At 70.6% G+C, this 24,497-nt stretch carries 24 protein-coding genes; 7 read left to right on the top strand and 17 right to left on the bottom strand.

Annotated elements, in window-relative coordinates; genetic code table 11:
- Nucleotides 1-71: 71 nt before the first annotated feature.
- From BJ984_RS07525 to guaB, 3 genes are all read right to left on the bottom strand, one after another.
- On the bottom strand, nt 72-1,802 hold the full coding sequence (locus BJ984_RS07525; protein WP_179547477.1) for a glycerol-3-phosphate dehydrogenase/oxidase: 1,731 nt from the start codon (nt 1,800-1,802) through the stop codon (nt 72-74).
- 49 nt (nt 1,803-1,851) lie between these two features.
- Nucleotides 1,852-2,970: a GuaB3 family IMP dehydrogenase-related protein gene (locus BJ984_RS07520; RefSeq protein WP_173183384.1), complete on the bottom strand. Its 1,119-nt coding sequence runs from the start codon at nt 2,968-2,970 to the stop codon at nt 1,852-1,854.
- Nucleotides 2,971-3,038: 68 nt separating this feature from the next.
- On the bottom strand, nt 3,039-4,541 hold the full coding sequence (gene guaB, locus BJ984_RS07515) for an IMP dehydrogenase (RefSeq protein ID WP_179547476.1): 1,503 nt from the start codon (nt 4,539-4,541) through the stop codon (nt 3,039-3,041).
- 258 nt (nt 4,542-4,799) lie between these two features.
- Between guaB and BJ984_RS07510 the strand changes: the two genes are divergently transcribed.
- The 5 genes from BJ984_RS07510 (at nt 4,800) to BJ984_RS07490 (ending at nt 9,403) form a co-directional block, all read left to right on the top strand.
- Entirely contained in the window at nt 4,800-6,083 is a 1,284-nt protein-coding gene (locus BJ984_RS07510) for a branched-chain amino acid ABC transporter permease (protein WP_271206442.1), read from the top strand.
- A 14-nt stretch (nt 6,084-6,097) separates the two neighbouring features.
- Nucleotides 6,098-7,075, top strand: a complete 978-nt coding sequence (locus BJ984_RS07505; RefSeq protein ID WP_173183381.1) for a branched-chain amino acid ABC transporter permease — start codon at nt 6,098-6,100, stop codon at nt 7,073-7,075.
- Entirely contained in the window at nt 7,068-8,042 is a 975-nt protein-coding gene (locus BJ984_RS07500; protein WP_373877392.1) for an ABC transporter ATP-binding protein, read from the top strand. Before BJ984_RS07505 ends, BJ984_RS07500 begins: the two co-directional genes overlap by 8 nt.
- On the top strand, nt 8,039-8,863 hold the full coding sequence (locus BJ984_RS07495) for an ABC transporter ATP-binding protein (protein ID WP_179547475.1): 825 nt from the start codon (nt 8,039-8,041) through the stop codon (nt 8,861-8,863). The genes BJ984_RS07500 and BJ984_RS07495 overlap by 4 nt, the downstream gene beginning before the upstream one ends.
- 69 nt (nt 8,864-8,932) lie before the next feature.
- A complete protein-coding gene (locus BJ984_RS07490; RefSeq protein ID WP_179547474.1) occupies nt 8,933-9,403 on the top strand; it encodes a hypothetical protein in 471 nt (156 codons plus the stop codon).
- Between the two features lie 89 nt (nt 9,404-9,492).
- Here the strand turns inward: BJ984_RS07490 and BJ984_RS07485 are convergent, their stop codons facing one another.
- The 3 genes from BJ984_RS07485 to groES all read right to left on the bottom strand — a co-directional run bounded on the left by BJ984_RS07485 (nt 9,493) and on the right by groES (nt 12,317).
- Nucleotides 9,493-10,851 carry an ABC transporter substrate-binding protein gene (locus tag BJ984_RS07485; protein ID WP_179547473.1) on the bottom strand — a complete coding sequence of 453 codons (1,359 nt, stop codon included), beginning with the start codon at nt 10,849-10,851 and terminating at the stop codon, nt 9,493-9,495.
- Nucleotides 10,852-11,006: 155 nt separating this feature from the next.
- Nucleotides 11,007-11,912 (bottom strand): EamA family transporter RarD, encoded by a 906-nt coding sequence (gene rarD, locus BJ984_RS07480; RefSeq protein WP_179547472.1) that lies wholly within the window; start codon nt 11,910-11,912, stop codon nt 11,007-11,009.
- Between the two features lie 108 nt (nt 11,913-12,020).
- The gene (groES, locus tag BJ984_RS07475; protein ID WP_173183376.1) at nt 12,021-12,317 is read right to left on the bottom strand and encodes a co-chaperone GroES; all 297 of its coding nucleotides are present in this window, start codon (nt 12,315-12,317) and stop codon (nt 12,021-12,023) included.
- Nucleotides 12,318-12,457: 140 nt separating this feature from the next.
- Here groES and BJ984_RS07470 point away from each other — a divergent pair, with 140 nt between their 5' ends.
- Entirely contained in the window at nt 12,458-13,645 is a 1,188-nt protein-coding gene (locus tag BJ984_RS07470) for a class I SAM-dependent methyltransferase (protein ID WP_179547471.1), read from the top strand.
- Nucleotides 13,646-13,721: 76 nt separating this feature from the next.
- Here the strand turns inward: BJ984_RS07470 and BJ984_RS19055 are convergent, their stop codons facing one another.
- From BJ984_RS19055 to glmS, 10 genes are all read right to left on the bottom strand, one after another.
- Nucleotides 13,722-14,264 (bottom strand): DUF4190 domain-containing protein, encoded by a 543-nt coding sequence (locus BJ984_RS19055; RefSeq protein ID WP_179547470.1) that lies wholly within the window; start codon nt 14,262-14,264, stop codon nt 13,722-13,724.
- 96 nt (nt 14,265-14,360) lie between these two features.
- Nucleotides 14,361-14,645: a DUF4190 domain-containing protein gene (locus BJ984_RS07460; protein ID WP_173183373.1), complete on the bottom strand. Its 285-nt coding sequence runs from the start codon at nt 14,643-14,645 to the stop codon at nt 14,361-14,363.
- A 93-nt stretch (nt 14,646-14,738) separates the two neighbouring features.
- The gene (gene tsaD / locus BJ984_RS07455; RefSeq protein ID WP_179547469.1) at nt 14,739-15,806 is read right to left on the bottom strand and encodes a tRNA (adenosine(37)-N6)-threonylcarbamoyltransferase complex transferase subunit TsaD; all 1,068 of its coding nucleotides are present in this window, start codon (nt 15,804-15,806) and stop codon (nt 14,739-14,741) included.
- A complete protein-coding gene (gene rimI / locus BJ984_RS07450) occupies nt 15,803-16,291 on the bottom strand; it encodes a ribosomal protein S18-alanine N-acetyltransferase (protein ID WP_271206441.1) in 489 nt (162 codons plus the stop codon). The genes tsaD and rimI overlap by 4 nt, the downstream gene beginning before the upstream one ends.
- Nucleotides 16,288-16,899 carry a tRNA (adenosine(37)-N6)-threonylcarbamoyltransferase complex dimerization subunit type 1 TsaB gene (gene tsaB, locus BJ984_RS07445; protein WP_179547468.1) on the bottom strand — a complete coding sequence of 204 codons (612 nt, stop codon included), beginning with the start codon at nt 16,897-16,899 and terminating at the stop codon, nt 16,288-16,290. Before tsaB ends, rimI begins: the two co-directional genes overlap by 4 nt.
- A 63-nt stretch (nt 16,900-16,962) precedes the next feature.
- Nucleotides 16,963-17,409 carry a tRNA (adenosine(37)-N6)-threonylcarbamoyltransferase complex ATPase subunit type 1 TsaE gene (gene tsaE, locus BJ984_RS07440; protein WP_218870299.1) on the bottom strand — a complete coding sequence of 149 codons (447 nt, stop codon included), beginning with the start codon at nt 17,407-17,409 and terminating at the stop codon, nt 16,963-16,965.
- Between the two features lie 104 nt (nt 17,410-17,513).
- Complete coding sequence (alr, locus tag BJ984_RS07435) at nt 17,514-18,662, bottom strand: alanine racemase (RefSeq protein WP_179547466.1); 1,149 nt, start codon at nt 18,660-18,662, stop codon at nt 17,514-17,516.
- Nucleotides 18,659-19,765: an alanine racemase gene (alr, locus tag BJ984_RS07430; RefSeq protein ID WP_179549374.1), complete on the bottom strand. Its 1,107-nt coding sequence runs from the start codon at nt 19,763-19,765 to the stop codon at nt 18,659-18,661. The genes alr (BJ984_RS07435) and alr (BJ984_RS07430) overlap by 4 nt, the downstream gene beginning before the upstream one ends.
- 68 nt (nt 19,766-19,833) lie before the next feature.
- A complete protein-coding gene (locus BJ984_RS07425) occupies nt 19,834-20,193 on the bottom strand; it encodes a holo-ACP synthase (RefSeq protein ID WP_173183368.1) in 360 nt (119 codons plus the stop codon).
- Between the two features lie 6 nt (nt 20,194-20,199).
- Entirely contained in the window at nt 20,200-22,047 is a 1,848-nt protein-coding gene (gene glmS, locus BJ984_RS07420) for a glutamine--fructose-6-phosphate transaminase (isomerizing) (protein WP_173183367.1), read from the bottom strand.
- Nucleotides 22,048-22,151: 104 nt separating this feature from the next.
- Between glmS and coaA the strand changes: the two genes are divergently transcribed.
- Nucleotides 22,152-23,099 carry a type I pantothenate kinase gene (gene coaA / locus BJ984_RS07415; RefSeq protein WP_179547465.1) on the top strand — a complete coding sequence of 316 codons (948 nt, stop codon included), beginning with the start codon at nt 22,152-22,154 and terminating at the stop codon, nt 23,097-23,099.
- 12 nt (nt 23,100-23,111) lie between these two features.
- On the opposite strand, the gene glmM is transcribed toward coaA, so the two are convergent.
- Nucleotides 23,112-24,476 (bottom strand): phosphoglucosamine mutase, encoded by a 1,365-nt coding sequence (glmM, locus tag BJ984_RS07410; RefSeq protein ID WP_179547464.1) that lies wholly within the window; start codon nt 24,474-24,476, stop codon nt 23,112-23,114.
- Between the last annotated feature and the right edge of the window lie 21 nt (nt 24,477-24,497).

The raw sequence follows: 24,497 nt of genomic DNA, 5'->3' as shown, positions 1-24,497 counted from the left end.
ACAGGGCGCATCCGTGCAGGAGAAGACGGCCCGAGGCACCCGGAGCGCGTCGGGCCCTCAGGCCCCGGCCCTCAGTCGGTCTTCACGATGTCGGGTGCCTCGAGCCGCACCCGCTCGGCCGACTCGTCGTCGGGCTGCAGCTGGCTGGCCCGCTCGGCCTCGACCCGCTCGAGGTAGACCGCGATCTCCTTCTCGACCTGCTCGTCGCTCCAGCCGAGCACGCCGGCCATCAGGCGGGCGGCGACCGGTGCGGCCGAGACCCCGCGGTCCCACGCCTCGATCGAGATGCGGGTGCGCCGGGCGAGCACGTCGTCGAGGTGCAGCGCGCTCTCGTGCGAGGCCGCGTAGACGACCTCGGCCGCGATGTAGTCGTCGGCGCCGGGCAGCGGCTCGGCGAGCGACGGATCCTCGGCGATCAGGCCCAGCAGCTCATCCGTCAGCGTGCCGTAGCGGTTCAGCAGGTGCTCGATTCGCACCGGATGCACGCCGAACCGGCGGGCGATCTTGTCGCGCTTGTTCCAGGCCGCCTTGTACCCCTCGGCGCCGAGCAGCGCGATGTCCTGCGTGACCGACGGCGAGATCTTCCCGTCGAGCGCGGAGACGGCCGCGTCGATGGCGTCCTTCGCCATCACGCGGTAGGTCGTCCACTTGCCCCCCGCGATCACCACGAGGCCTGGCACCGAGTGCGCGACGAGGTGCTCGCGCGACAGCTTCGAGGTCTGGTCGCTCTCGCCGGCGAGCAGCGGGCGGAGGCCGGCGAACACGCCCTCCACGTCCTCCCGGGTCAGCGGCACGGCGAGCACCTTGTTCACGTGCTCGAGCAGGTAGTCGATGTCGGCGGCGGTCGCGGCCGGGTGCGCCTTGTCGAGGGTCCAGTCGGTGTCGGTGGTGCCGATCAGCCAGTGCCGGCCCCACGGGATGACGAACAGCACGCTCTTCTCGGTGCGCAGCAGCAGCCCCGACTGGCCCTGGAAACGGTCGCGCGGCACCACGAGGTGGATGCCCTTGGAGGCCCGCACCTTGAACTGCCCGCGCTCCCCCACCATCGCCTGGGTCTCGTCGGTCCAGACGCCGGTCGCGTTCACGACCTGCTTGGCGCGGATGTCGAACTTCTCACCCGTCTCGAGATCATGCGCGTGCACGCCGACGACCCGCTCGCCCACCTTGATGAAGCCCTCGACCTGCACCCGGCTGGCCACGTGGGCGCCGTAGGAGGCGGCCGTGCGGGCGAGGCTCGAGACGTAGCGGGCGTCGTCGACCTGAGCGTCGTAGTAGGTGATGCCGCCGATCAGCGCGTCCTTCGCGAGGCTCGGCATCAGCTCCTGCACCTGCTTGCGCGAGAGGTGGCGGTGATGCGGCACCCCGGGCGGGCGGCCGCCGGAGTAGCTGAAGATGTCGTAGAGCAGCATGCCGGCGCCGATGTAGGCCCGCTCGATCACGCGCTTGTTCAGGGGGTAGAGGAAGCGCACGGGCTTCACGAGGTGCGGCGCGATGCGCTGCAGCAGCAGCCCGCGCTCGATCAGCGCCTCACGCACCAGACGGAAGTCGAGCTGCTCGAGGTAGCGGATGCCGCCGTGCACGAGCTTCGACGACCGGCTCGAGGTTCCGGATGCCCAGTCCCGCGCCTCGACCATCCCGGTGCGCAGCCCGCGGGTCACGGCATCCAGCGCAGCACCCGTCCCGACGATGCCACCGCCGACCACGAGGATGTCGAGCTCTTTGTCCTTCAGCGAGGCGATCGCGTCCCGACGTTCGTCGGGCCCGATCTTCGTGGAGTGCGATACCGACGTCGTCGTGGCCATGGGACTCTCCTTGGTGCCGAGCTAGTCGCTCTTAGCGTCCCTCTTCACGCTAGTCAACCCGGTACGGGGCGACAACCACTTCGACCCGCTGGAATTCCTTGAGGTCGCTGTAGCCGGTGGTCGCCATCGAGCGCCGCAGGGCGCCCATCAGGTTCGCCGTGCCGTCGGAGACCGGCGACGGGCCGTACAGGATCTGCTCGAGCGGGGCGACCTGCCCCACGTGCACGCGCTGGCCGCGGGGCAGCTGCGCGTGGTGCGCCTCGGCTCCCCAGTGCCAGCCGGCTCCGGGGGCGTCGGATGCGCGGGCGAGCGCACTGCCCAGCATGACGGCGTCGGCGCCGACCGAGATGGCCTTGACGATGTCGCCGCTCGTGCCGAGGCCGCCGTCGGCGATGACGTGCACGTAGCGGCCGCCCGACTCGTCCATGTAGTCGCGGCGGGCGCCGGCCACGTCGGCGACGGCCGTGGCCATCGGGGCGTGGATGCCGAGCGTCGCACGGGTGGTGGAGGCCGCGCCGCCGCCGAAGCCGACGAGCACGCCGGCCGCACCGGTGCGCATGAGGTGGAGCGCCGCGGTGTAGGTGGCGGCGCCGCCCACGATCACGGGCACGTCGAGCTCGTAGATGAACTTCTTCAGGTTCAGCGGCTCGGAGTTCTTCGAGACGTGCTCGGCGGAGACGGTCGTGCCACGGATGACGAACAGGTCGACACCGGCGGCGACCACCGTCTCGTACAGCTCCTGGGTGCGCTGCGGCGACAGGGCGCCGGCGACGGTGACTCCGGATGCGCGGATCTCCGCCAGTCGTGCGGTGACGAGCTCGGGCTTGATCGGCTCGGCGTAGATCTCCTGCATGCGCTCGGTGGACCCGCCCTCGGGCAGGTTGCGGATCTCCTCGAGCAGCGGCTCGGGGTTCTCGTACCGCGTCCAGACGCCCTCGAGGTCGAGCACGCCGACGCCGCCGAGCTGACCGATCATGATGGCGGTCTGGGGCGAGACCACCGAGTCCATCGGTGCGGCGAGCACCGGGATGTCGAAGTGGTACGCGTCGATCGACCACGTCGTCGACACGTCCTCGGGATCGCGCGTGCGCCGCGACGGCACCACCGCGATGTCGTCGAACGAGTACACGCGGCGCCCGCGCTTGGCGCGCCCAATCTCAATTTCCATCACACCCCATCCTATCGATACCCCTCCGACACCACCGGTGAGGCGGCGCCGGAGAGGCGTCGGGAGGGTCAGCGGCGGTAGTTGGGGGCCTCGACGACCATCTGCACGTCGTGCGGGTGCGACTCCTTGAGGCCGGCCGCCGTGATGCGCACGAACTTGCCCTTCTGCTTCAGCTCGCCGATGGTGCGCGCGCCGACGTAGAACATCGACTGGCGCAGGCCGCCGGCCAGCTGGTAGGCCACGTTCGCGAGCGGGCCGCGGTAGGGCACCTGGCCCTCGATGCCCTCGGCGATCAGCTTGTCGTCGGAGGGCACGTCGGACTGGAAGTAGCGGTCCTTCGAGTACGAGGTCTTCTCGCCCCGGGTCTGCAGCGCGCCCAGCGAGCCCATGCCCCGGTAGTTCTTGAACTGCTTGCCGTTGACGAACACCAGGTCGCCCGGGCTCTCGTCGCAGCCCGCGAGGAGCGACCCGAGCATGACGGTGTCGGCGCCGGCCACGAGGGCCTTCGCGATGTCGCCCGAGTACTGCAGACCGCCGTCGGCGATCACCGGCACGCCGGCCTCGCGCGCCGCGAGCGACGCCTCGTAGACCGCGGTCACCTGGGGCACACCCACACCGGCGACGACGCGCGTGGTGCAGATCGAGCCCGGACCGACGCCGACCTTGATCGCGTCGGCACCCGCGTCGACGAGCGCCTGCGCCCCCGAGCGGGTGGCCACGTTGCCGCCGATGACGTCGACGTCGGCGAACGCCGAATCGCTCTTCAGCCGGCGGATGATGTCGAGCACGCCCGCGCTGTCGCCGTTGGCCGTGTCGACCACGATCACGTCGACGCCCGCGTCGAGCAGGTTGGTGGCGCGCTGCCAGGCGTCGCCGAAGAAGCCGATGGCGGCGCCGACGCGCAGCCGGCCGGCCGAGTCCTTGGTGGCGTTGGGGTACTTCTCGCTCTTGTCGAAGTCCTTCACCGTGATCAGGCCCGAGAGCCGGCCCGCGTCGTCGACGATGGGGAGCTTCTCGATCTTGTGCTGCGCGAAGATCGCGACGGCGTCGTCGGGGTCGACCCCGACGCGCGCGGTGATCAGCGGCATCTTCGTCATCACGTCGCGCACGAACGTGGTCTGCTTCTCGAACGGCGAGACGAAGCGCATGTCGCGGTTGGTGACGATGCCGACGAGCACGCCCTGGCCGTCGACCACGGGGAGCCCGCTCACCCGGTACATGCCGCAGAGGGCATCGACCTCGGCGACCGTCGCATCCGGAGTCGTCGTGACCGGGTCGGTCACCATGCCCGACTCGCTGCGCTTCACGCGGTCGACCTGCTCGGCCTGGTCGATGATCGACAGGTTGCGGTGCAGGATGCCCAGTCCGCCCTGCCGCGCCATGGCCACCGCCATGCGCGACTCCGTCACGGTGTCCATCGCCGCCGACAGCAGCGGGGTGGCGACCTCGATGCGCTTCGTCAGCCGGGAGGAGGTGTCGGCCTCGCTCGGGATGACGTCGGTATGACCCGGCAGCAGCATCACGTCGTCGTACGTCAATCCGACAAATCCGAACGGATCCGGCTGGTCCATCGTTCTCCCTCGCGCGCAGTGTAGGTCAATCGTAACCGTTAGGCACGCACCGATATTCCGTGTAGAAATGACGGGCACGACGGAATGTCCACCTGAAACACCGTGGACACAAATCGTCTGTATGGTCTAGCAGAGTCGCTACGACCATAGGCGCGGAGAATCCACCACTGCACATGGGGTTCTCCCTCAGGAGGTGCTGTCTTGATCGCAGGAATCCGTACCGGACACGGGGTACGTCTCGTCACGATGCTGTTGGCGGTGGTCTCCCTCTGTCTCGGCATCGTGCTGGGCTCGGGAGCCCTGTCGGCGTCGGCGACCGAGACCCCCGCTCCGACCCCGACCCCCACGAGCGACTTCACGAACACGCTCACCATCAACGGTGTGCTGCGTGACGGCGACACCCTCGTCGAGGGGGCCGAGATCACCGTCGCGGGAGCGGCCGGTTTCGAGGAGACCGCCACCACCGACGACACGGGCCGCTGGGCCGTCGTCGTGCCGGAGAAGGGCGAGTACACCGTCACGCTCGACCCCGACACGCTGCCCGACGGCGTCGAGCTGCGCGACCCCGACAAGGCGACGTCCACCGTCGCCGCCGACGAGTGGCTGACGAACACGCTCACCCGCTCGTTCCCGCTGGGCGCGGACACCCGGCAGACGACGGGCTTCTTCGAGCAGTTCCTGCAGCGTCTCGCGGCCGGCCTGAACTTCGGCCTGCTGATCGCCCTCGCGGCCATCGGCATCACGCTGATCTTCGGCACCACCGGCCTGAACAACTTCGCGCACGGCGAGATGGTGACCTTCGGGGCCATCGTCGCCTGGATCTTCGCGGTGCTGCTCGGCCTCAACATCTTCGTCGCGATGGTCATCGCGCTGGTGCTCGGCGGTGTCTTCGGCTACCTCAACGACTGGCTGCTCTGGCGGCCACTCCGGCGGAAGGGCGTGAAGCTCGTCCAGGCGATGATCGTCTCGATCGGTCTCGCCATCGCCCTGCGCTACCTCTACCTCATGAACATCGGCGGCGACACGAAGACCATGAGCGTCGGGCTGTCGGATGCGGTGGTGCTCGGCCCGGTGCGCATCACCACCGGCTCGCTGCTCAGCATGGTGATCTCGGTCGTGGTGCTGCTGCTCGTCGGCCTCTTCCTCACCCGCACCCGTATCGGCAAGGCGACCCGGGCCGTCTCGGACAACCCGTCGCTGGCCGCCGCATCCGGGATCGACGTCGACCGCATCATCCGCATCGTCTGGGTGATCGCCGGAGCCCTCGCGGCCCTCGCCGGCGTGATGCTGGCCCTCTACCGCCAGGTCTCGTGGGACATGGGCTTCCAGGTGCTGCTGCTGATGTTCGCCGCGGTCACCCTCGGCGGGCTCGGCTCCGCCTACGGCGCCCTCGTCGGCTCCATCGTCGTCGGGCTGTTCGTCGAGCTGTCGACGCTGTTCATCCCGCCGGACCTCAAGTACGCCGCCGCCCTGGTGGTGCTCATCGTCGTGCTGCTCGTGCGACCACAGGGCATCCTCGGACGCAAAGAACGAATCGGTTAAGGAAGGAGAGACTCATGGACTGGGGAAACATCTTCGGCAACGCCGTCGGCGAGCTGATCAGCCCGACGACCGCCGCCTACGCGCTGGCGGCCATCGGCCTGGGCATCCACTTCGGCTACACGGGCCTCCTGAACTTCGGTCAGGCGGCGTTCCTCCTGATCGGGGCCTACGGCTTCGCGATCCCGACCCTCGCGGGCGCCCCGCTCGTGGTGGCGGTGATCTGCGCGATCCTCTGCTCGGTGATCTTCGCGTTCATCCTGGGCATACCGACGCTGAGACTGAGGGCCGACTACCTGGCGATCGTCACGATCGCGGCCGCAGAAGTCGTGAGATACGTGGTCACGACCACGGGCCTGACCGACTTCACTGGTGCGGCGAACGGACTCTCGGGCTTCAAGGGCACCTTCGCGGCGATCAACCCGATCCCGCAGGGCACCTACGGGTTCGGGCCGTTCACCTACTCGGCCTACGACTGGTGGGTGCGCATCGTCGGCTGGGTGATCGTCATCCTCGCCAGCGTGCTCGTCTTCCTGCTCATGCGCAGCCCCTGGGGCCGCGTCGTCAAGGGCATCCGTGAGGACGAGGATGCGGTGCGCAGCCTCGGCAAGAACGTCTACTCCTACAAGATGCAGTCGCTAGTGCTCGGTGGCGTGCTCGGCTCGGTCGCGGGAATCATCTTCATCCTGCCTCGCGCCGTGCAGCCCGCGAACTACACCACGGGCCTGACGTTCTTCATCTGGACGATCATGCTCCTCGGTGGTGCGGCCACCATCTTCGGCCCGATCATCGGCTCGATGATCTTCTGGGTCGTGCTGTCGCTGACTCAGGGCATCCTGTACGGCGCGATCGAGTCGGGGGCCATCGGCTTCCTCTCGACCACCCAGGCGGGCCAGGTGCGATTCATCCTCGTGGGTGTCGCCCTGATGCTGCTCGTCATCTTCAGACCGCAAGGTATCTTCGGAAACAAGAAGGAGCTGTCCTTCAGTGTCTAATCTCCCCGCCTCCACCGCGCCGGTCTCCGGCATCCCGACCACGCACCCGCTCGTCAAGGGCGAGGTGGGTCCCGGATGCGCGAAGGTCGACCCCATCGTCATCGCCGACAGCGTGACGCGGCAGTTCGGCGGCCTCAAGGCGGTCGACGTCGATCACCTCGAGATCCCGCGCGGCAAGATCACCGCCCTGATCGGCCCGAACGGTGCCGGCAAGACGACCATGTTCAACCTGCTGACCGGCTTCGACAAGCCGAACACGGGCACGTGGGAGTTCGACGGCAAGTCGCTCGCGGGCGTTCCGGCCTTCAAGGTGGCGCGCTCCGGCATGGTGCGCACCTTCCAGCTGACGAAGTCGCTCGGTCGGCTGAGCGTGCTGCAGAACATGCTGCTCGGCGCCACCGGCCAGAAGGGCGAGAAGCTGTTCGCCTCGCTCATCCGCCCGATCTGGAAGAAGCAGGAGGAGGAGAACACGGCGCGTGCCGACGACCTCCTCGCCCGCTTCAAGCTCGACGCGAAGCGCGAGGACTACGCGGCCTCCCTGTCGGGCGGTCAGCGCAAGCTGCTCGAGATGGCGCGTGCGCTGATGTCAAAGCCCCAGCTGATCATGCTCGACGAGCCGATGGCCGGTGTCAACCCGGCGCTGACGCAGTCGCTGCTCGGCCACATCAAGAACCTCAAGGAGGACGGCACCTCGGTGCTGTTCGTCGAGCACGACATGCACATGGTCATGCACATCTCGGACTGGGTGGTCGTGATGGCCGAGGGCCGCGTCGTGGCCGAGGGCCCGCCCGAGACCGTCATGAAGGACCCGGCCGTGATCGACGCCTACCTCGGCGCCCACCACGACACCGACCTCGGCGACCTCATGGAGGACGGCCCCAACCCGGTGCTGGAGGCGGAGCGCAAGGCGCACGAGGCGCATCCTGAGGCCGAGACGACCGGCTACGGCGAGAAGGACAAGGCATGAGCGACTTAGGCCCCAACGAGCACAACGACTCCGAGAGCACCCTGTCGGCGGAATCGTCGACGACCCACACCCTCGCCCCGACCGACCGTGGCGAGGCCGTGCTGCGAACCGAAGACCTCGTGGGCGGCTACCTGCCCGGCGTGAACATCCTGAACGGATGCACGATCGAGGCGTTCCCGGGAGAACTGATCGGCATCATCGGCCCGAACGGCGCCGGCAAGTCGACCGTGCTGAAGGCGATCTTCGGTCAGATCAAGATCCGCGGCGGTCGCGTGGTGCTGAAGGGCGAGGACATCACGGGCCTCAAGGCCAACAAGCTCGTCTCCAAGGGCGTCGGCATGGTGCCGCAGAACAACAACGTGTTCCCGAGCCTGACGATCGAGGAGAACCTCGAGATGGGCCTGTTCCAGAAGCCCTCGATCTTCTCGGAGCGCTTCGACTTCGTCACGACGCTGTTCCCGGAGCTCGGCAAGCGCCGCAAGCAGCGCGCGGGCTCGCTCTCGGGCGGTGAGCGGCAGATGGTGGCCATGGGCCGTGCGCTGATGATGGAGCCGTCGGTGCTGCTGCTCGACGAGCCCTCGGCGGGCCTGTCCCCCGTGCGTCAGGACGAGACCTTCATGCGGGTGCACCAGATCAACCGCGCCGGCGTCTCGGTGATCATGGTCGAGCAGAACGCCCGCCGCTGCCTGCAGATCTGCGACCGCGCCTACGTGCTCGACCAGGGCAAGGACGCGTACACCGGCACCGGCCGCGAGCTGATGAAGGACCCGAAGGTCATCGAGCTCTACCTCGGCACGCTGGCGGCCGACCAGGGCCACTGACGCTGACCCACACGATTAGGCAATAACTGCTCACGAGGGTGGGCACCGACCCGGACGTAGTCTCGGTCGGTGCCCACCCTTCTCGTTCCCCCGCTCGTCGTCGCGCCCCTGATGGCCCGTGGTCGCCGCGAGACTCGCCTCCGCTCCTTCGCGGCCGTGAACGGGCTCGTCTACGACCGGAGCGCGCCCGGAGCGCCGGCCCAGGGCGCCCTGTTCCAGCTCGGCCACGAACAGCGCACGCTGCGGCGCTTCCGCGGCTCCTGGGGCGGCGGGCGCTTCGAGGTGGGCAACTTCGTGCTGCGCACGCAGCCGGGGCGGCGGTGCTGCGAGGTGACGACGGGGTATCTCATCCTCGGGCCGCTGCCCGCACCGGGAGCTGTGCACTCGTGGGTCCGGCAGGCACCGCCCTGTGCGCTCCCGACCACGCATGTCGAGCGCAGTGGCGACACGGTCGTCGCGCACACCCTCGAGCCGCTCGACTTCGCCGATCCCGGCACCTGGGAGCTCGTGCAGACGCTCAGGGCCCAGCTGGCCGGCTGACCGCGCCCCGCCCGGCAGCGAGACCAGGCGCCCCGGAACGCCGAAAGGCCCGGCCCCCTGAGGGGAGCCGGGCCTTCCGTCTGGTGTGACTAGCCTGCCAGCGAGCCGAACTCGACGTTCAGCGGCGAGTAGGTGCTGTCCTTGCCGTACTGGTAGATGCCGATGTACGCCTCGGTCGGGTCGCCGTTCTCATCGAAGGTGATGGGCCCGGAGACGCCGTCGTAGTCGACGTCGGTGCCCGCAGCGAGCAGGTCGGCGCACTCGGAGAAGCTGGTGCACTTCGTGCCGCCCTCGGAGACCGCCTGCATGTTCGCCTGGATGACCGGACCGGTGGCGGAGCCGCCCGCGACGGCCGCGAGGGCCATCAGGTTGACCGCGTCGTAGGACTCTGCGCCGTAGCTGAAGTCCTTCAGGTCGGGGTTCACACCGAGCAGCTTCGCCTTGAAGGCGTCGTCGGCCAGCACGCCGGGCAGGGTGCCCTTCGCGCAGTTCAGCACGCCCTCTTCGAAGTCGGCCGAGTAGTCGGCGAGGTTGCCGTCGACGAAGTAGACCTTGCTGCCGTCGAAGCCCTTGGTTCCGACGAGCTCGGGGATGATGACCTTGGTCTGGTCGAAGGCGATCAGCGCGATGGCGTCGGGGTCTTCGGCCACGACGGCGTCGATCTGAGCGCTGAACTGGCTGTCACCCTCGTTGAACGCCTCGGAGGCGACGACGGTGCCACCGGCGGCCTCGACGGCCTTGGAGACGTTCTCCTCCAGGCCCGAGCCGTAGGCGTCGTTCAGGTAGATGATGCCGACGTTGGTCGCGCCGTCGTTGACGATCAGGTTGCCGAGCACGCGGCCCTGCAGAACGTCGGACGGTGCGGTGCGGAAGTAGTACCCGCCGTCGGCGTAGGTCGAGAAGTCGGGCGAGGTGTTCGCCGGCGACACCTGGACGACCTGCGCACCGGTCACCTGGTCGATGAAGGTGAACGAGACACCCGACGACGCGGCGCCGACGATGCCGGCGACGCCCTGGCTGAGCAGGTCGGTGGCCGACTGGGTCGCGATGTCGGTGGTGGTGTCACCCGAGTCGCGGTGGATGACCTCGGCGTTGCCGCCCAGGATGCCCGACGCGGACGCGTTGATCTCGTCGATGGCGAGGTCGACACCGGCGATCTCGGGCGGGCCGAGGTAGGCCAGCGAGCCCGTGGTCGGCAGGATCGAGCCGAGCTTGAGCTTGGTCTCGCGGGTCTGCGCCGTCTCGGGTGCGACGGGCGTGATGTCGGCCGCTGCGGTCGCAGCGTCGGGGCCGCAGAGTGCTGCCGCCGCGGTGGTCTCTCCGCCGTCGCTCGCGGGCGTCGACGCGCACGAGGCCAGCAGCAGGGCCGTGGCGCTGAACGCGGCTACGCCGGCAACGATCGAGAGGGGCTTCGAGCGCGAGGCCGTGGCCTTCGCAAATACGCTCATGGTGCTCCTTATGTGAATGTGTGCAGTTTCTCGGCAGACTCGAAGAATCGGCCGTTCCATCACGCTATGCGGTGATCGGCACCGGGACAATACGCCCGTGTTACAGGCGTGTAACACAGGACAATCGTTATCTCGCGGTGACCTGGGGAGCGCTCTCAGCGCCGCGCGGCCCGGGCCATGTCGACGATCAGCACCAGCACGGCGACCCAGACGACGGCGAAGCCCGCCCAGCGCTCCGGCGGCATGGGCTCGTGCAGCACGAAGACCCCGATGGCGAACTGCAGGATGGGCGCCACGAACTGGATGAAGCCCACGTAGGCCAGCGGCAGTCGCCGCGTCGCCGAGGCGAACATCAGCAACGGCACGGCGGTGGCGACGCCCGAGAGCAGCATCAGGCCCGTGTGCACCGGACTGACGGTGCCGAACACCAGGCCGCCCGGCAGCATCGAGACGACGATCAGCTGCACGGTCGCGAGCGGGGCGAGCCAGGCGGTCTCGAGGGACAGTCCGCTGACCGCGTCCACCCGGGGGCCGACGTGCTTCTTGACCAGACCGTAGGTGCCGAAGGAGGCCGCCAGCACGAGGGCGAGCCACGGCACCGTGCCGTGCCCGACGGCCAGCACGAGCACGGCGACGAGGCTGATCCCGATGGCGGCCCACTGGAGCATCCTGAGCTTCTCGCGCAGCACGAGCACGCTGAGCAGCACGGTGACGATCGGATTGATGAAGTAGCCGAGGGAGGTCTCGACGACCTGACCCGAGAGCGTGCCGAGGATGTAGGTCTGCCAGTTGATGTAGATCAGGAGGCCCGCCAGCGCCATCAGGAACAGCAGCCGGGGCTGCCGGGCGATAGCCAGGAAGGGCCGCCAGCCGCGCGTGACCGTGAGCAGCAGTGCGCAGAACACCAGCGAGAACAGGATGCGCCAGGCGACGATCTCGAACGCGCCGGCCGGCTGCATGAGGAGGAAGTAGAGGGGGAGGACGCCCCACAGCACGTAGGCCCCGACGGCGTAGAGCAGACCGGCGCGGAAGGTGAGCGCGGGGGCGGAACGGTCGGGCACCGCGTCAGCCTACCCCTGCGCCGCGACCCGCAGAGGCGGCTGCGGGCCCGGGAACGGCAGAACCCCGGATGGCCAGGCCACCCGGGGTTCTGCGTGAAGAAGGATGCGTCAGCGGACGACGACCGCGAGCACGTCGCGGGCCGAGAGCACGAGCAGGTCTTCTCCGCCGTACTTCACCTCGGTTCCGCCGTACTTGGAGTAGATGACCTTGTCGCCGACGGCGACGTCGAGCGGGATGCGGTTGCCGTTGTCGTCGATGCGGCCGGGGCCGACGGCGACGACTTCGCCCTCCTGGGGCTTCTCCTTGGCGGTGTCAGGGATGACGAGACCGGAAGCAGTGGTCTGCTCAGCTTCGACCTGCTTGATGACGATGCGATCCTCGAGCGGCTTGATGGAGACCGACACGGTTGACCTCTTCTTTCTCAGTTACAAAAACGTCTGGTTAGCACCCTCACTCCGAGAGTGCTAAATCGAGTTTAGAGGCTTCATTGGCACTCCCGCAACGCGAGTGCCAACAATCGGCCCACGCTTGGTAGCGTGGCCGGATGGACTCCGCCGAGCTGTCGCTGCTGCTGACCACGGAGGGGCTCCGGCTCGTCGACTCCCTTCCCGAGTACTCCGCGAAGGGCGCGGTGCAGCAGGTCGCCGCCCTGCGGAAGGCGGGCCACTCCCCCGAGCTCGTGGCCGCCGCGCTCACCCAGTCGCGCCTGCGGCAGAAGGCCAGGGCGAAGTTCGGCGGCTTCGCCGACCGGCTGCTCTACACCCAGGCCGGCCTCGAGCAGGCCACCCGGCTCAAGGTCGCCGCCCTGCACGCGGGCCGCTTCCGCGACGCCGGCGTGCGGCGGGTGGCCGACCTCGGCTGCGGCCTGGGGGCGGATGCGCTGGCCATCGCCGCCCTCGGCATCCCCGTGCTGGCCGTCGAACGCGACGAGGTCACCGCCGCGCTGGCCGCCTACAACCTCGCCGCCTTCCCCGACGTCGAGGTGGTGCACGCCGACGCGGAGAGCGTCTCGCTCGAGGGCGTCGACGCGGTCTACCTCGACCCCGCCCGGCGCACTGCGGGCACCGGCGAGACCTCGCGGCTCACCCGGCCCGACGACTACTCCCCCTCGGTCGGCTTCGCGTTCGGGCTGGGCGAGCGGATGCCCGTGGGCGTCAAGCTCGGACCGGGCTTCGATCGCGAGCAGATCCCGGGCTCCGCCGAGGCGCAGTGGGTCTCGGTCGACGGGCAGCTCGTCGAGATGGGGCTCTGGTTCGGGGCGCTCGCCCGTTCCGGAGTGCGGCGCTCGGCGCTCGTGGTGCGCGAGGGCGGATCGGCCGAGCTGACCGCTGCGGCCGACAGCGTGGACGCGGAGGTGCGGCCGCTCGGGGAGTTCGTCTACGAGCCCGACGGCTCGATCATCCGCGCCCGGCTGATCGGGGCACTGGCCGAACGCCTCGATGCCGGCATGCTCTCGGCCGGTATCGCGTATCTCACGGCCGACTCGGTGGTCGAGACGCCCTTCGCGTCGGCCTTCCGCGTGCGCGAGCGGCTGCCGGCGAGCGAGACGGCGCTCAAGCGGGCGCTGCGCGAGCGGCGGATCGGCACGCTCGAGATCAAGAAGCGCGGGGTCGACGTCGACCCGGCCGCGCTGCGCACCCGGCTGTCGCTGAAGGGCCCGGAGTCGGCGACCCTCATCCTCACCCGGGTCGACGGCGCGCACGAGGCGCTGCTCGTCGACCGGGTGGGCTGAGGGCTCGCCGCCTCGCTCGGCGGCTCGAGCGGCTCGAGCGGTTCGGCGGCTCGAGCGGTTCGGCGGCTCGAGCGGCCTAGTAGTAGGTGCCCGAGGTGCCCGCGATCGCGATGGCGAGCACCACGAACACGATGTAGAAGATCACGAGCAGCACGCCGAGACCCGTGAACACATAGCTCAGGATGAGGCCTGCCTTCGCGAGCCCCCGCCCCTGCTCGCCGGTGCGGTCGATCTGCTTCAAGGCGATGTGGCCGGTGACGATGCCGGCGATCGAGAACACGAACGCCAGGATGATCGTGATGATCGCGAGCGTGTTCATCGGCGGCGTCGCCGGAGCCTGGTAGCCGTAGTACGGCTGCTGCTGCTGGGGCGGGTAGCCGGGGGGCGGGGTCTGCTGGCCGTAGCCCTGCTGGGGCGCCTGGCCGTAGGCGGGCGGCTGGTTCTGGGCGTAGCCCTGCACGGGCGGCTGCGACTGCGGCGGCGGCGGGGCCGACTGGTAGCCGCCGACGGGCGGCTGAGGTGCCTGCGGGGCCTGGGGGTTCTGCGGGGCGGGCGGCACGGGAGGTGCGACGGGCGGGACGGGCGGTTCTCCGGCGGCCGGAGGGGTGGTGTCGCTCACGGAGGGACCCTTTCGTGTGGCGGCAAGGCCGGCGGCGCTGCCTGGATCGTTAACAGAGTAGGCGCAGGCAGCCGGGAGCCGCCTGCGCCCGACGACTCAGTAGGTGGTGACCGTGCCCTGGCTGGCCGCGACCGCGAAGATCACGATGAACAGCACGATGTAGAACACGATGGTGACGGCGCCGATGATGATGGCGGCCAGCGCGAGGCCGCGGCCCTTCTCACCGGTCTTCTTGATCTGGCTGAGCGCGATCGCGCCGAGCACGATGGCGATGACGTTGAACGACAGCAGCGAGATCACGAAGGCGACGATCGCGAGGACGTTCCACTTCTGCTCGGCGACGGGGCCGGCGGCGTAGGCGGGAGGGGTGGGGTTCGTCACGAGGGGCTCCAAGGTTGCCGATAGACAGGGACGGCACTATCGTGGCGTGGCCGTGAGAATCTGTCAATCTCGGTGTCGCGGGATGACGCGCGTTCAGCCCGCCGACGGCCGCTCGTCCACCTGGATCTCGGTGACCGGCAACGTGGAGTCCGCCCCGAAACCGAGGCCGCTCGGCCGGTGCCCCGCCGCGACGAGCTGGGCGCCGAGGGCGGCGATCATGGCGCCGTTGTCGGTGCAGAGCGACAGCGGTGGGATGCGCAGCTGCACGCCCTGGGCCGCCGCCCGTTCGGCGGCCGCCTCCCGCACGCGCGCATTGGCGACCACGCCGCCGCCGAGCAGCAGTCGCGGGATGCCGAGATCGGCGCAGGCCCGGAACGCCTTCGTCAGCAGCACGTCGACGACCGCCTCGCGGAAGCTCGCGGCGACGTCGGCCACGGGCACCTCCTCGCCGGCGTCCTGCGCCTTCTCGACCCAGCGGGCCACGGCGGTCTTGAGGCCGGAGAACGAGAAGTCGTAGCGGTGCCGCTCCAGGTCCTTCGGCAGCATCAGCCCTCGGGGGAAGCGGATCGCCGCCGGGTCGCCGCCCACCGCCGCACGGTCGATCTGCGGTCCGCCCGGGTAGGGCAGCCCCAGGATGCGCGCGACCTTGTCGAAGGCCTCCCCCGCGGCGTCGTCGATGGTCTCGCCGAGCAACTCGACGTCGCCGACCAGGTCGCGCACGACGAGCAGCGAGGTGTGCCCGCCCGAGACGAGCAGCGCGACCGTCGGGTACTCCAGCGGCTCGGCGTCGAGCACGTCGGCACCGACGTGGCCGACGAGGTGGTTCACGGCGTACAGCGGCTTGCCCGTCGCGACGGCGAGCGCCTTGGCCGCCCCGACGCCCACCATCAAGGCGCCGGAGAGCCCGGGCCCGCTGGTCACGGCGATAGCGTCGAGCTCGTCGAAGCCGACGCCCGCCTCGGCGAGCGCCGCCTCGAGCGCCGGGTTGATCGCCTCGAGGTGCGCGCGGGCGGCGACCTCGGGCACGACGCCCCCGTAGCGGGCGTGCTCGTCCATCGAGGAGGAGATCACGTTGGCGAGCAGCGTGCGCCCGCGCACGATGCCGATGCCGGTCTCGTCGCAGGAGGTCTCGATGCCGAGCACCACGGGCTCGCGGGTCATGCGCTGGTCCTTCCGGCGGGGCGGCCGAGCTCGGCCCGCATCACGACGGCGTCGACGCCGTCGGGCTGGTAGTAGTTCGGACGCACGGCGATGTCGTCGAAGCCGAGCGAGCGGTAGAGGCCGTGGGCGACGGGGTTGTCGGCGCGCACCTCGAGGAAGATCTGGCGGGCGCGGCGTCGGCCGGCCTCGGCCATCAGCTCGGTCATCAGGGCGCGCCCGAGGCCGTGGCCGCGGTCGGCGGGGTCGACGGCGATGGTCTGGATGTCCGCGTCGGAGGATCCCGGCGGGCAGAGCAGCCCGGCGTAGCCGGCGAGGCCGCCGCTCCCCCGCACCGCGACGAGGTAGTGGCAGAACGGGCTGGCGAGCTCGCGCCGCATCGAGTCGCGCGACCAGGCGTCGGACGTGAACGACGACTCCTCGAGCGCCATGATCGCGTCGAGGTCGTCCTCGGTCGCGGGGCGCAGCGCGGGCGGCGCCTCGGTCACCGGGTCACCCGCTTGCGCGCCCCCGGCACGGTCACGTCGGGCGAGCGCAGGTAGAGCGGCTCGGTGTACTCCACCGGCAGACCGGCCGCCCGGCGGATGAGGGCCGCACGACCGAGGGCTCCGGCCGACACCTGGGTGGCGTCCACCCGCTCGAAGTCGGGGTAGGGCAGCTCGTCGGGGCGGCAGAGTCCGGGGCCGTCGGTGCGGGAGGCCCCGTCGGAGCCGAGGTCGTAGCTCGACCAGTAGAGCTCGCGGCGGCGCGCATCCGTCACCACCAGCAGCGGACCGCGGGTGCCGGCCGACCACTCGTCGAGCGCCACCGCGTCGTGGCTCACGGCCGGGGTCAGCGGTCGCCCGATGCCGAGCGCGAAGGCGCGGGCGGCCGCGATGCCGACCCGAAGGCCGGTGAACGGGCCGGGGCCCATGCCGGCCACGACCTCGTCGAGCCGCGCGGGCTCCACGCCGGCCTCGTCGAGCACACCGGCGATCATCTCGCCGATCACCTCGGCGTGGCGCATCGTGTCCTCGGTCGCCCGCTCGGCGACCACCAGGTCGCCGTCGACCACGGCGACCGACGTGCCGGCAGAGGTGTCGATGGCGAGAAGCACCCCCCGAGCCTAACGCGCCTGGCCGATGCGGCGACCGGATGCCCGGCGGCACCTGCCCCCGGACTACGCCCAGCTCGGCCCGACCGCCGCCAGCGTCACCTGCCGGGGCTCGACGGGTTCGGCCCCCTCCTCGACCTCGGGGTCGTCACCCGACCCCGCGCCGTGCGGACGGTCGATCGTGATCGACAGCCACGACTCCGCCAGCGCCTCGATCAGCCCGGCGCCCCACTCCACGACGACCACCGCGTGCTCGAAGTCGATGTCGAGGTCGTCGAGCTCGAGCGCGCTGCCGAGCCGGTACGCGTCGACGTGCACCAGCGGCACCCCTCCGACGAGTGACGGATGCGTGCGCGCGAGCACGAACGTCGGACTCGTCACCGGTCCGCGCACGCCGAGCCCCTCGCCGAGACCGCGCGTGAACGTGGTCTTGCCCGCCCCGAGGTCGCCGGTGAGCAGCACCAGATCGCCCGCGCCGAGGCGTCGCCCGACCTCGACGCCGAACGCGTGCATCCGCTCGGGATCGTCGACGGTGAGGGCGGCCGAACCCGGGCCGGAACCCGCAGAACCCGACGCGCCGACCGCGGCCGCCAGCTCGGCGAACCGCCCCGCCCCGCTCATCGCCCCGCTCCGCCCGGAGCGCCCTCCACGTGCACCCGCTCGACGCGGGCGCCGATGCGCGCCACGATCTCGTCGCCGATGGTGTCGGCGAAGCCCGCCCACTCCTCGGCCGTCGGCTCGCCGCGGTCGCCCTCGCCGAAGACGACGACCTCGTCGCCCGGCTCGACCTGGTGGTCGCCCACGTCGACGACGAACTGGTCCATCGCGATGCGCCCGGCGATGGGGTGCCGCCGCCCGTCGATCCACACCGAGGCGCGCCCGCTCGCGATGCGCGGAATGCCGTCGGCGTAGCCCAGCGGCACGAGCGCCAGCGTCGTCTCGCCCTCGGTGCGGTAGGCGAAGCCGTACGAGACGCCGTGCCCCGCGGGAACGCGCTTCACCGACGCCACCGGAGCGGTCAACGTCATCACGGGGCGGAGCCCGAGGTCGCGCGCGCTCTGGTCGTCGAACGGCGACACCCCGTAGGCCGCGATGCCGAACCGCACCATGTCGAGCCGCGCCTCGGGCATCCGGATGCCCGCCGAGCTCGCCGCGAGGTGCAGCTTCTCGAAGCGGGCGCCCAAACCCTCGGCGACCTCGACCGCGCGGCGGAGCTTGCCGAGCGCGACACCGTCGTCCTCGGGAGAGGCGTCGGCGAGGTGCGACCAGGCCGCGTAGAGCTTCACGGCTCCTGCCCGGTCGTGCTCGAGGGCCGACGTGACGAGTGCCGGCCAGTCGGCCTCCGTGGCCCCGTTGCGGCTGAGCCCGGTGTCGATCTTGAGGTGCACGCGGGGGGCGACGGATGCGCGGGCCGCCGCGATGGCGTCCAGCTGCCACACCGCCGAGATGCCGAGGTCGATGTCGGCCTCGGCCGCCTCGCCGAAGAGGGCGTCCGGATCGTGCATCCAGGCGAAGATCGGCGCCGTGATGCCGGCCTCGCGCAGCGCCAGAGCGGCCGGGATGTCGAGCACCGCGAGCGAGCTCGCGCCCGACTCCAGCGCGGCACGGGCGAGCGGCACCATGCCGTGCCCGTAGGCGTCGGCCTTGACCGCCAGCATCGTCTCGGCCGGCTTCGCCAGCTCGGACAGGGTGCGCACGTTGTGCCGGAACGCGCCGAGGTCGATCACGGCCCGTCGCGCCGGCACCGCGCCGGAGAGCCCGCTCATGACTCCACCCTCTGCACGCGCCGGCCGAGCCGGGTGACGATCTCGTAGTTGATGGTCGAGGCGGCCTCGGCCCAGTCGTCGGCCGAGGGGAAGCCCTCCACCGGGTCGCCGAACAGCACGACCCGGTCTCCGACGGCGGCCTCGTGCTCGCCGAGGTCGACGACGAACTGGTCCATCGCCACGCGGCCCACGATCGGATGCACGCGCCCGTCGACCCAGACGCTGCCCGTGTTCGAGACGTGGCGCGGGATGCCGTCGGCGTAGCCGAGCGGCACCAGGCCGAGCCACGAGTCGGCGGCGGGCCGGTAGGTGTAGCCGTACGAGACGCCGGTGCCGGCGGCCACCCGCTTCACCGAGATCAGCCGGCTCTCCACGCGCATCGCGGGCACGAGCCCGAGGGCGGCCGAGTCGGCGTCGTCGTAGGGCGACAGCCCGTAGAGCCCGATTCCGAGCCGCACCAGGTCGAGCCGCGTCTCGGGCAGCCGCAGCGCCCCGGCGGTCGACGCGAGATGACGGATGCGCGGCTGGAGCCCGGCCGCCCGCGCCAGCGCGGTCGCCTCCTCGAAGGCCGCCAGCTGGGCGCGGTCGTCGTCGGGCCCCGTGTTCGACAAGTGGCTGAACAGCCCCTCGACCCGCACCCGCCCCTCGGCCTCGAAGCCCCGTGCCGTCTCGAAGAACCCGGCCCAGTCGGCGCGCACGGCACCGTTCCGGCCGAGCCCCGTGTCGATCTTGAGGTGCAGCAGCGCGGGCGACCCGACCGATCCCGCCTCGGCGGCCCGCTCGAGCTGCCGTCGCGTGCTGATGCCGAGGGTCACGCCACCCTCGACGGCGCTCGAGAAGTCGGGATCGGCGTCGTGCAGCCACGCCAGCACGGGCGTGTCGATGCCGGCGGCCCGGAGCGCGAGCGCCTCGGCCACGTCGGCGACCCCGAGCATCGTCGCTCCCCCGGCGACCGCAGCCCGGGCGGCGCGCTCGGCGCCGTGCCCGTAGCCGTCGGCCTTGACCACGGCCATCACCGCGGCCGGGGCCACCACCCGTGCCACCGTCTCGACGTTGCGCCGCAGCGCGCCGACGTCGACGTGGGCCCGCCGGAGGGCCGGCACCGCGCCGCCGGCTGCCGCGCCGCCCGATGCCGCGGCAGCGCCCACCTCAGCGCCCGGACCCGCCGCGCTCACGCGGCACCGCTCTCGGCCACCACGAACGCCATCGCGTTCCCGCCGTCGTGCGTCATGCTCAGGTGCAGGTGCGCGGCCCCGAGCTCGGCCAGCGCCGCCGCCACGCCGCCGGCCACGGCGAAGGCCGGGTTGCGGTCGTCGTTCGAGACGATCTCCATGTCGTGCCAGCGGAACTCGGTCGAGTGCCCGACGGCCTTGATCAGCGCCTCCTTGGCCGCGAAGCGCGCCGCGAGGGAGCGCACCGGGAGCCCCCGCTCGCCCTCGGTGAACAGCCGCTCGCGCAGCCGCGGTGTCTTCTCGAGGGCGCGCTCGAAACGGGCGACGTCGACCAGGTCGACTCCGACTCCGACGATCACGACGGCCTACTCGACCGTGACCGACTTGGCGAGGTTGCGCGGCTGGTCGACGTCGAGCCCCTTCGCCGTCGCGAGCTCCATGGCGAACAGCTGCAACGGGATGACCGTGAGCAGCGGCTCGAACAGCGGCGCCGCGAGCGGGATGCGGATGACCTCGTCGGCGAACGGCAGCACGGCCACGTCGCCCTCCTCGGCGATCGCGAGGATGCGGGCGCCGCGGGCGCGGATCTCCTGGATGTTCGACACGACCTTGGCGTGCAGCGAGTTCGGGTCGCGCGGGCTCGGCACGATGACGAAGACCGGCTGGCCGGGCTCGATCAGCGCGATCGGTCCGTGCTTCAGCTCGCCGGCTGCGAAGCCCTCGGCGTGGATGTACGCCAGCTCCTTGAGCTTCAGCGCACCCTCGAGCGCGATCGGGTACCCGACGTGACGGCCGAGGAAGAGCACGGCACGGCTGTCGGACATCCACTTCGCGAGCTGCGTGATCTCGGCGCCGTTGCCGAGCACCTGCTCGATCTTGGCGGGGATGCTCTGCAGCTCGGCGAGCTGGTGCGCCGCGACCTCGGGGTCGAGCGTGCCGCGCACCCGCGAGAGGTGCAGGCCGAAGAGGTAGAGCGCGGTGATCTGGGCGACGAACGCCTTGGTCGACGCGACCGCGACCTCGGGGCCGGCGTGCGTGTAGACCACGGCGTCGGACTCGCGGGCGATCGTGGCGCCCTGGGTGTTGCAGATGGACAGCGTGCGGGCGCCGTTCGCGATGGCGTACTTGACGGCCATCAGCGTGTCCATCGTCTCGCCCGACTGGCTGATCGACACCACGAGGGTGCGCTCGTTCAGCACCGGCTCGCGGTAGCGGAACTCGTGCGAGAGCTCCACCTCGACGGGCACGCGGGCCCACTTCTCGATGGCGTACTTGCCGACGAGCCCGGAGTAGCTGGCGGTGCCGCAGGCGATCACGATCACGCGATCGATGCCGGCAAGCATCTCGTCGAGGCCCTCTAGCTCGGGAAGAACGACCTGGCCGTCGACCACCCGGCCGAGGATCGTGTTGGCCACGGCCTCCGGCTCCTCGCTGATCTCCTTCGCCATGAAGCTCGACCAGCCGCCCTTCTCGGCGGCCGACGCGTCCCACGACACCTCGAACTCGTGCGTCTCGACGGGCTCGCCGTCGAAGTCGGTGACGGTGACCTCGTCGGCGGTGATGACCACGATCTGGTCCTGGCCGATGGCGAGGGCGCGGTGGGTGTGCTCGACGAACGCCGCGACGTCGCTGCCGAGGAAGTTCTCGCCCTCGCCCAGCCCGATCACGAGCGGCGAGTTGCGACGGGCGCCGACCACGACGCCCGGCTCGTCCTGGTGCACGGCGAGCAGGGTGAAGGCGCCGTCGAGGCGCGAGACCACGCGGCCGAGCGCTGCGGCCAGGCCGCCGCCCGCCTCGTACTCGCGGCCGAGCATCTTCGCCGCCACCTCGGTGTCGGTCTCGCTGTCGAAGACGAAGCCGTCGTCGAGGAGCTCCTGCTTGAGGCCGGCGAAGTTCTCGATGATGCCGTTGTGGATGAGCGCGATGCGGCCGTCGGCCGAGAGATGCGGATGCGCGTTGACGTCGGTCGGGCCGCCGTGCGTCGCCCAGCGGGTGTGCCCGATGCCCGTCTGACCGTCGGCCATCGGCGAGGCCTCGAGGTCGTCGGCGAGCACGGCCAGCTTGCCGGCGCGCTTGCGCGTGGACAGCGTTCCGTCGACGCCGATCACGGCCACTCCGGCGGAGTCGTAGCCGCGGTACTCGAGCCGGCGGAGGCCCCCGAGGAGCACCTCGAGACTGCTGTTGCTGCCGACGTAACCCACGATTCCACACATGGGTCCGAGTGTAACCGAGGCCGCCGACGCCACCCTGACAGCGGCGCCCGGCGGAGGCTGCGGGTGCCGCCGCCGGGCTCCGGACGGTGCACAATAGGAGTCCTATGCCCGATTCCGCTTCGACCGGCCTCGCGCAGTTCAGCCCCTTCACCGAGTTCGACCGGGCGCACTGGGCGGCTCTGGCGCCGTCGACCCCGCTGCCGCTCTCCGAGACCGAGATCGTGCAGCTCCGGGGTCTCAGCAACCCGCTGAACCTCCGCGAGGTCGACGAGGTCTACCTGCCGCTGGCGCGCCTGATCAATCTGTACGCCACCAGCGCGAAGCAGCTGCACCGCTCGACCACCGACTACCTCGGAGAGACGTCGAAGAGCACGCCGTTCGTCATCGGCATCGCGGGCTCTGTGGCCGTGGGCAAGTCGACGACCGCCCGGCTGCTCCGAGAGCTCCTGGCGCGCTGGTCGGACACGCCCCGGGTCGAGCTCGTCACCACCGACGGCTTCCTGCTGCCCAACGCCGAGCTCGAGCGGCGTGGGCTGATGCAGCGCAAGGGGTTCCCCGAGTCGTACGACCGGCGAGCGCTGCTCCGCTTCGTCACCGCCGTGAAGAGCGGCAACCCCGAGGTGCGCGCCCCCTTCTACTCGCACCTCAGCTACGACATCGTGCCCGAGGCGCAGATCGTCGTGCGCCAGCCCGACATCCTCATCGTCGAGGGACTGAACGTGCTCCAGCCGCCGGCGAGCAACCGACTGGCGGTGAGCGACCTGTTCGACTTCTCGGTCTACGTGGATGCCCGCACGAACGACATCGCCGACTGGTACGAGACCCGCTTCATGGCCTTGAAAGACGGCGCCTTCGCGAATCCGAAGTCGTACTTCCACCGCTACGCGAGCCTGTCCGACGACGAGGCGCGTCAGACGGCCCGGTCGATCTGGCGCTCGATCAACCTGCCGAACCTGCTCGAGAACGTGCTGCCGACGCGCTCGCGCGCCACCCTCGTGCTGCGCAAGGACGCCGACCACCGCGTCAGCAAGGTCCTCCTCCGCAAGCTCTGAGCTGCAGGGGTGTCAGAGGCTGCGCTCGACACCCGTCGAGAGGCGCTGGCGCACGACCTCCGCGAGAGACTCCGCGATGCGGTCGGCCGTGGCCTGGTCTCCGGCCTCGACCATCACACGCACGAGCGGCTCGGTGCCGGAGGGGCGCAGCAGCACCCGGCCGGTCTCACCGAGATCGGCCTCGGCCTCGGCCACGGCGTTCGCGAGCACGGCGTCGTTCGACACCCCGTCGCGGTCGACGCCGCGCACGTTCACGAGGGTCTGCGGGTAGACCTTCATGACGGCCGCCAGCTCGGCCAGGCTCTTGCCGGTCGCGGCCATCCGGCTGACTAGCTGCAGGCCGGTGAGGATGCCGTCGCCGGTCGTGGCGTGGTCGGCGAAGATGATGTGCCCCGACTGCTCGCCGCCGAGGCTGAGGCCCCGCTCGTTGATGGCCTCGAGCACGTAGCGGTCGCCCACCCGCGTCTCGAGCATCGTGATGCCGTGATGCGCCATGGCGACCTTGAGGCCGAGGTTCGACATGACGGTCGCCACGAGCGTGTTCTCCCGCAGCTGGCCACGATCGGACTGCGCCAGCGCGAGGATGGCCATGATCTGGTCGCCGTCGATGACGTTGCCGTCGGCGTCGACCGCGAGGCAGCGGTCGGCGTCGCCGTCGTGCGCGATGCCGACGTCGGCCCCCGCGGCCACGACCGCCTCGGCGAGCTGGCCGAGGTGCGTCGAGCCGACGCCGTCGTTGATGTTCATGCCGTCGGGATCGTTGCCGATCACCGTGATGCGCGCCCCGGCCTGGTTGAAGGCCTCGGGCGAGACGCCGGCGGCCGCACCGTGGGCGCAGTCGAGCACGACGTGCAGGCCGTCGAGCCGGTGCGGCAGCGTGGTCAGCAGGTGCACCACGTAGCGGTCCTCCGCATCGGCGAAGCGCCTGATGCGGCCGATGTCGCCGCCGAGCGGGGTGAGCTGCGGATGCCCGAGCGCCGCCTCGATGGCGATCTCGATGTCATCCGCCAGCTTCTTGCCCCCGGCGGCGAAGAACTTGATGCCGTTGTCGGGCGCCGGGTTGTGGGAGGCCGAGATGACGACGCCGAAGTCGGCGCCGATGTCGGCGATCAGGAACGCGGCGGCCGGGGTCGGCAGCACTCCGGCGTCGAGGACGTCGACGCCGGAGCTCGCGAACCCCGCCGAGACGGCGGCCGCGATGAAGTCACCGGACTGACGGGGGTCGCGGGCGACCACGGCGACCGGTCGTCGACCGGCGTCTCGGGCCGCGGCACCAAGGACACGGGCGCCTGCCTGCGCGATGCGCAGGGCGAGGTCGGCCGTGACGTCTTGGTTCGCGAGCCCACGCACCCCATCGGTGCCGAAAAGGCGAGCCATAGGCTAAGCGTAGAGCCGAAG

Origin of the sequence: Herbiconiux flava (assembly GCF_013409865.1) — a bacterium.
In the GTDB taxonomy this organism is placed as follows: Bacteria; Actinomycetota; Actinomycetes; order Actinomycetales; family Microbacteriaceae; genus Herbiconiux; species Herbiconiux flava.
Note: the sequence above shows the minus strand (reverse complement) of the source record. Positions and strands in the feature narration are given on the sequence as shown.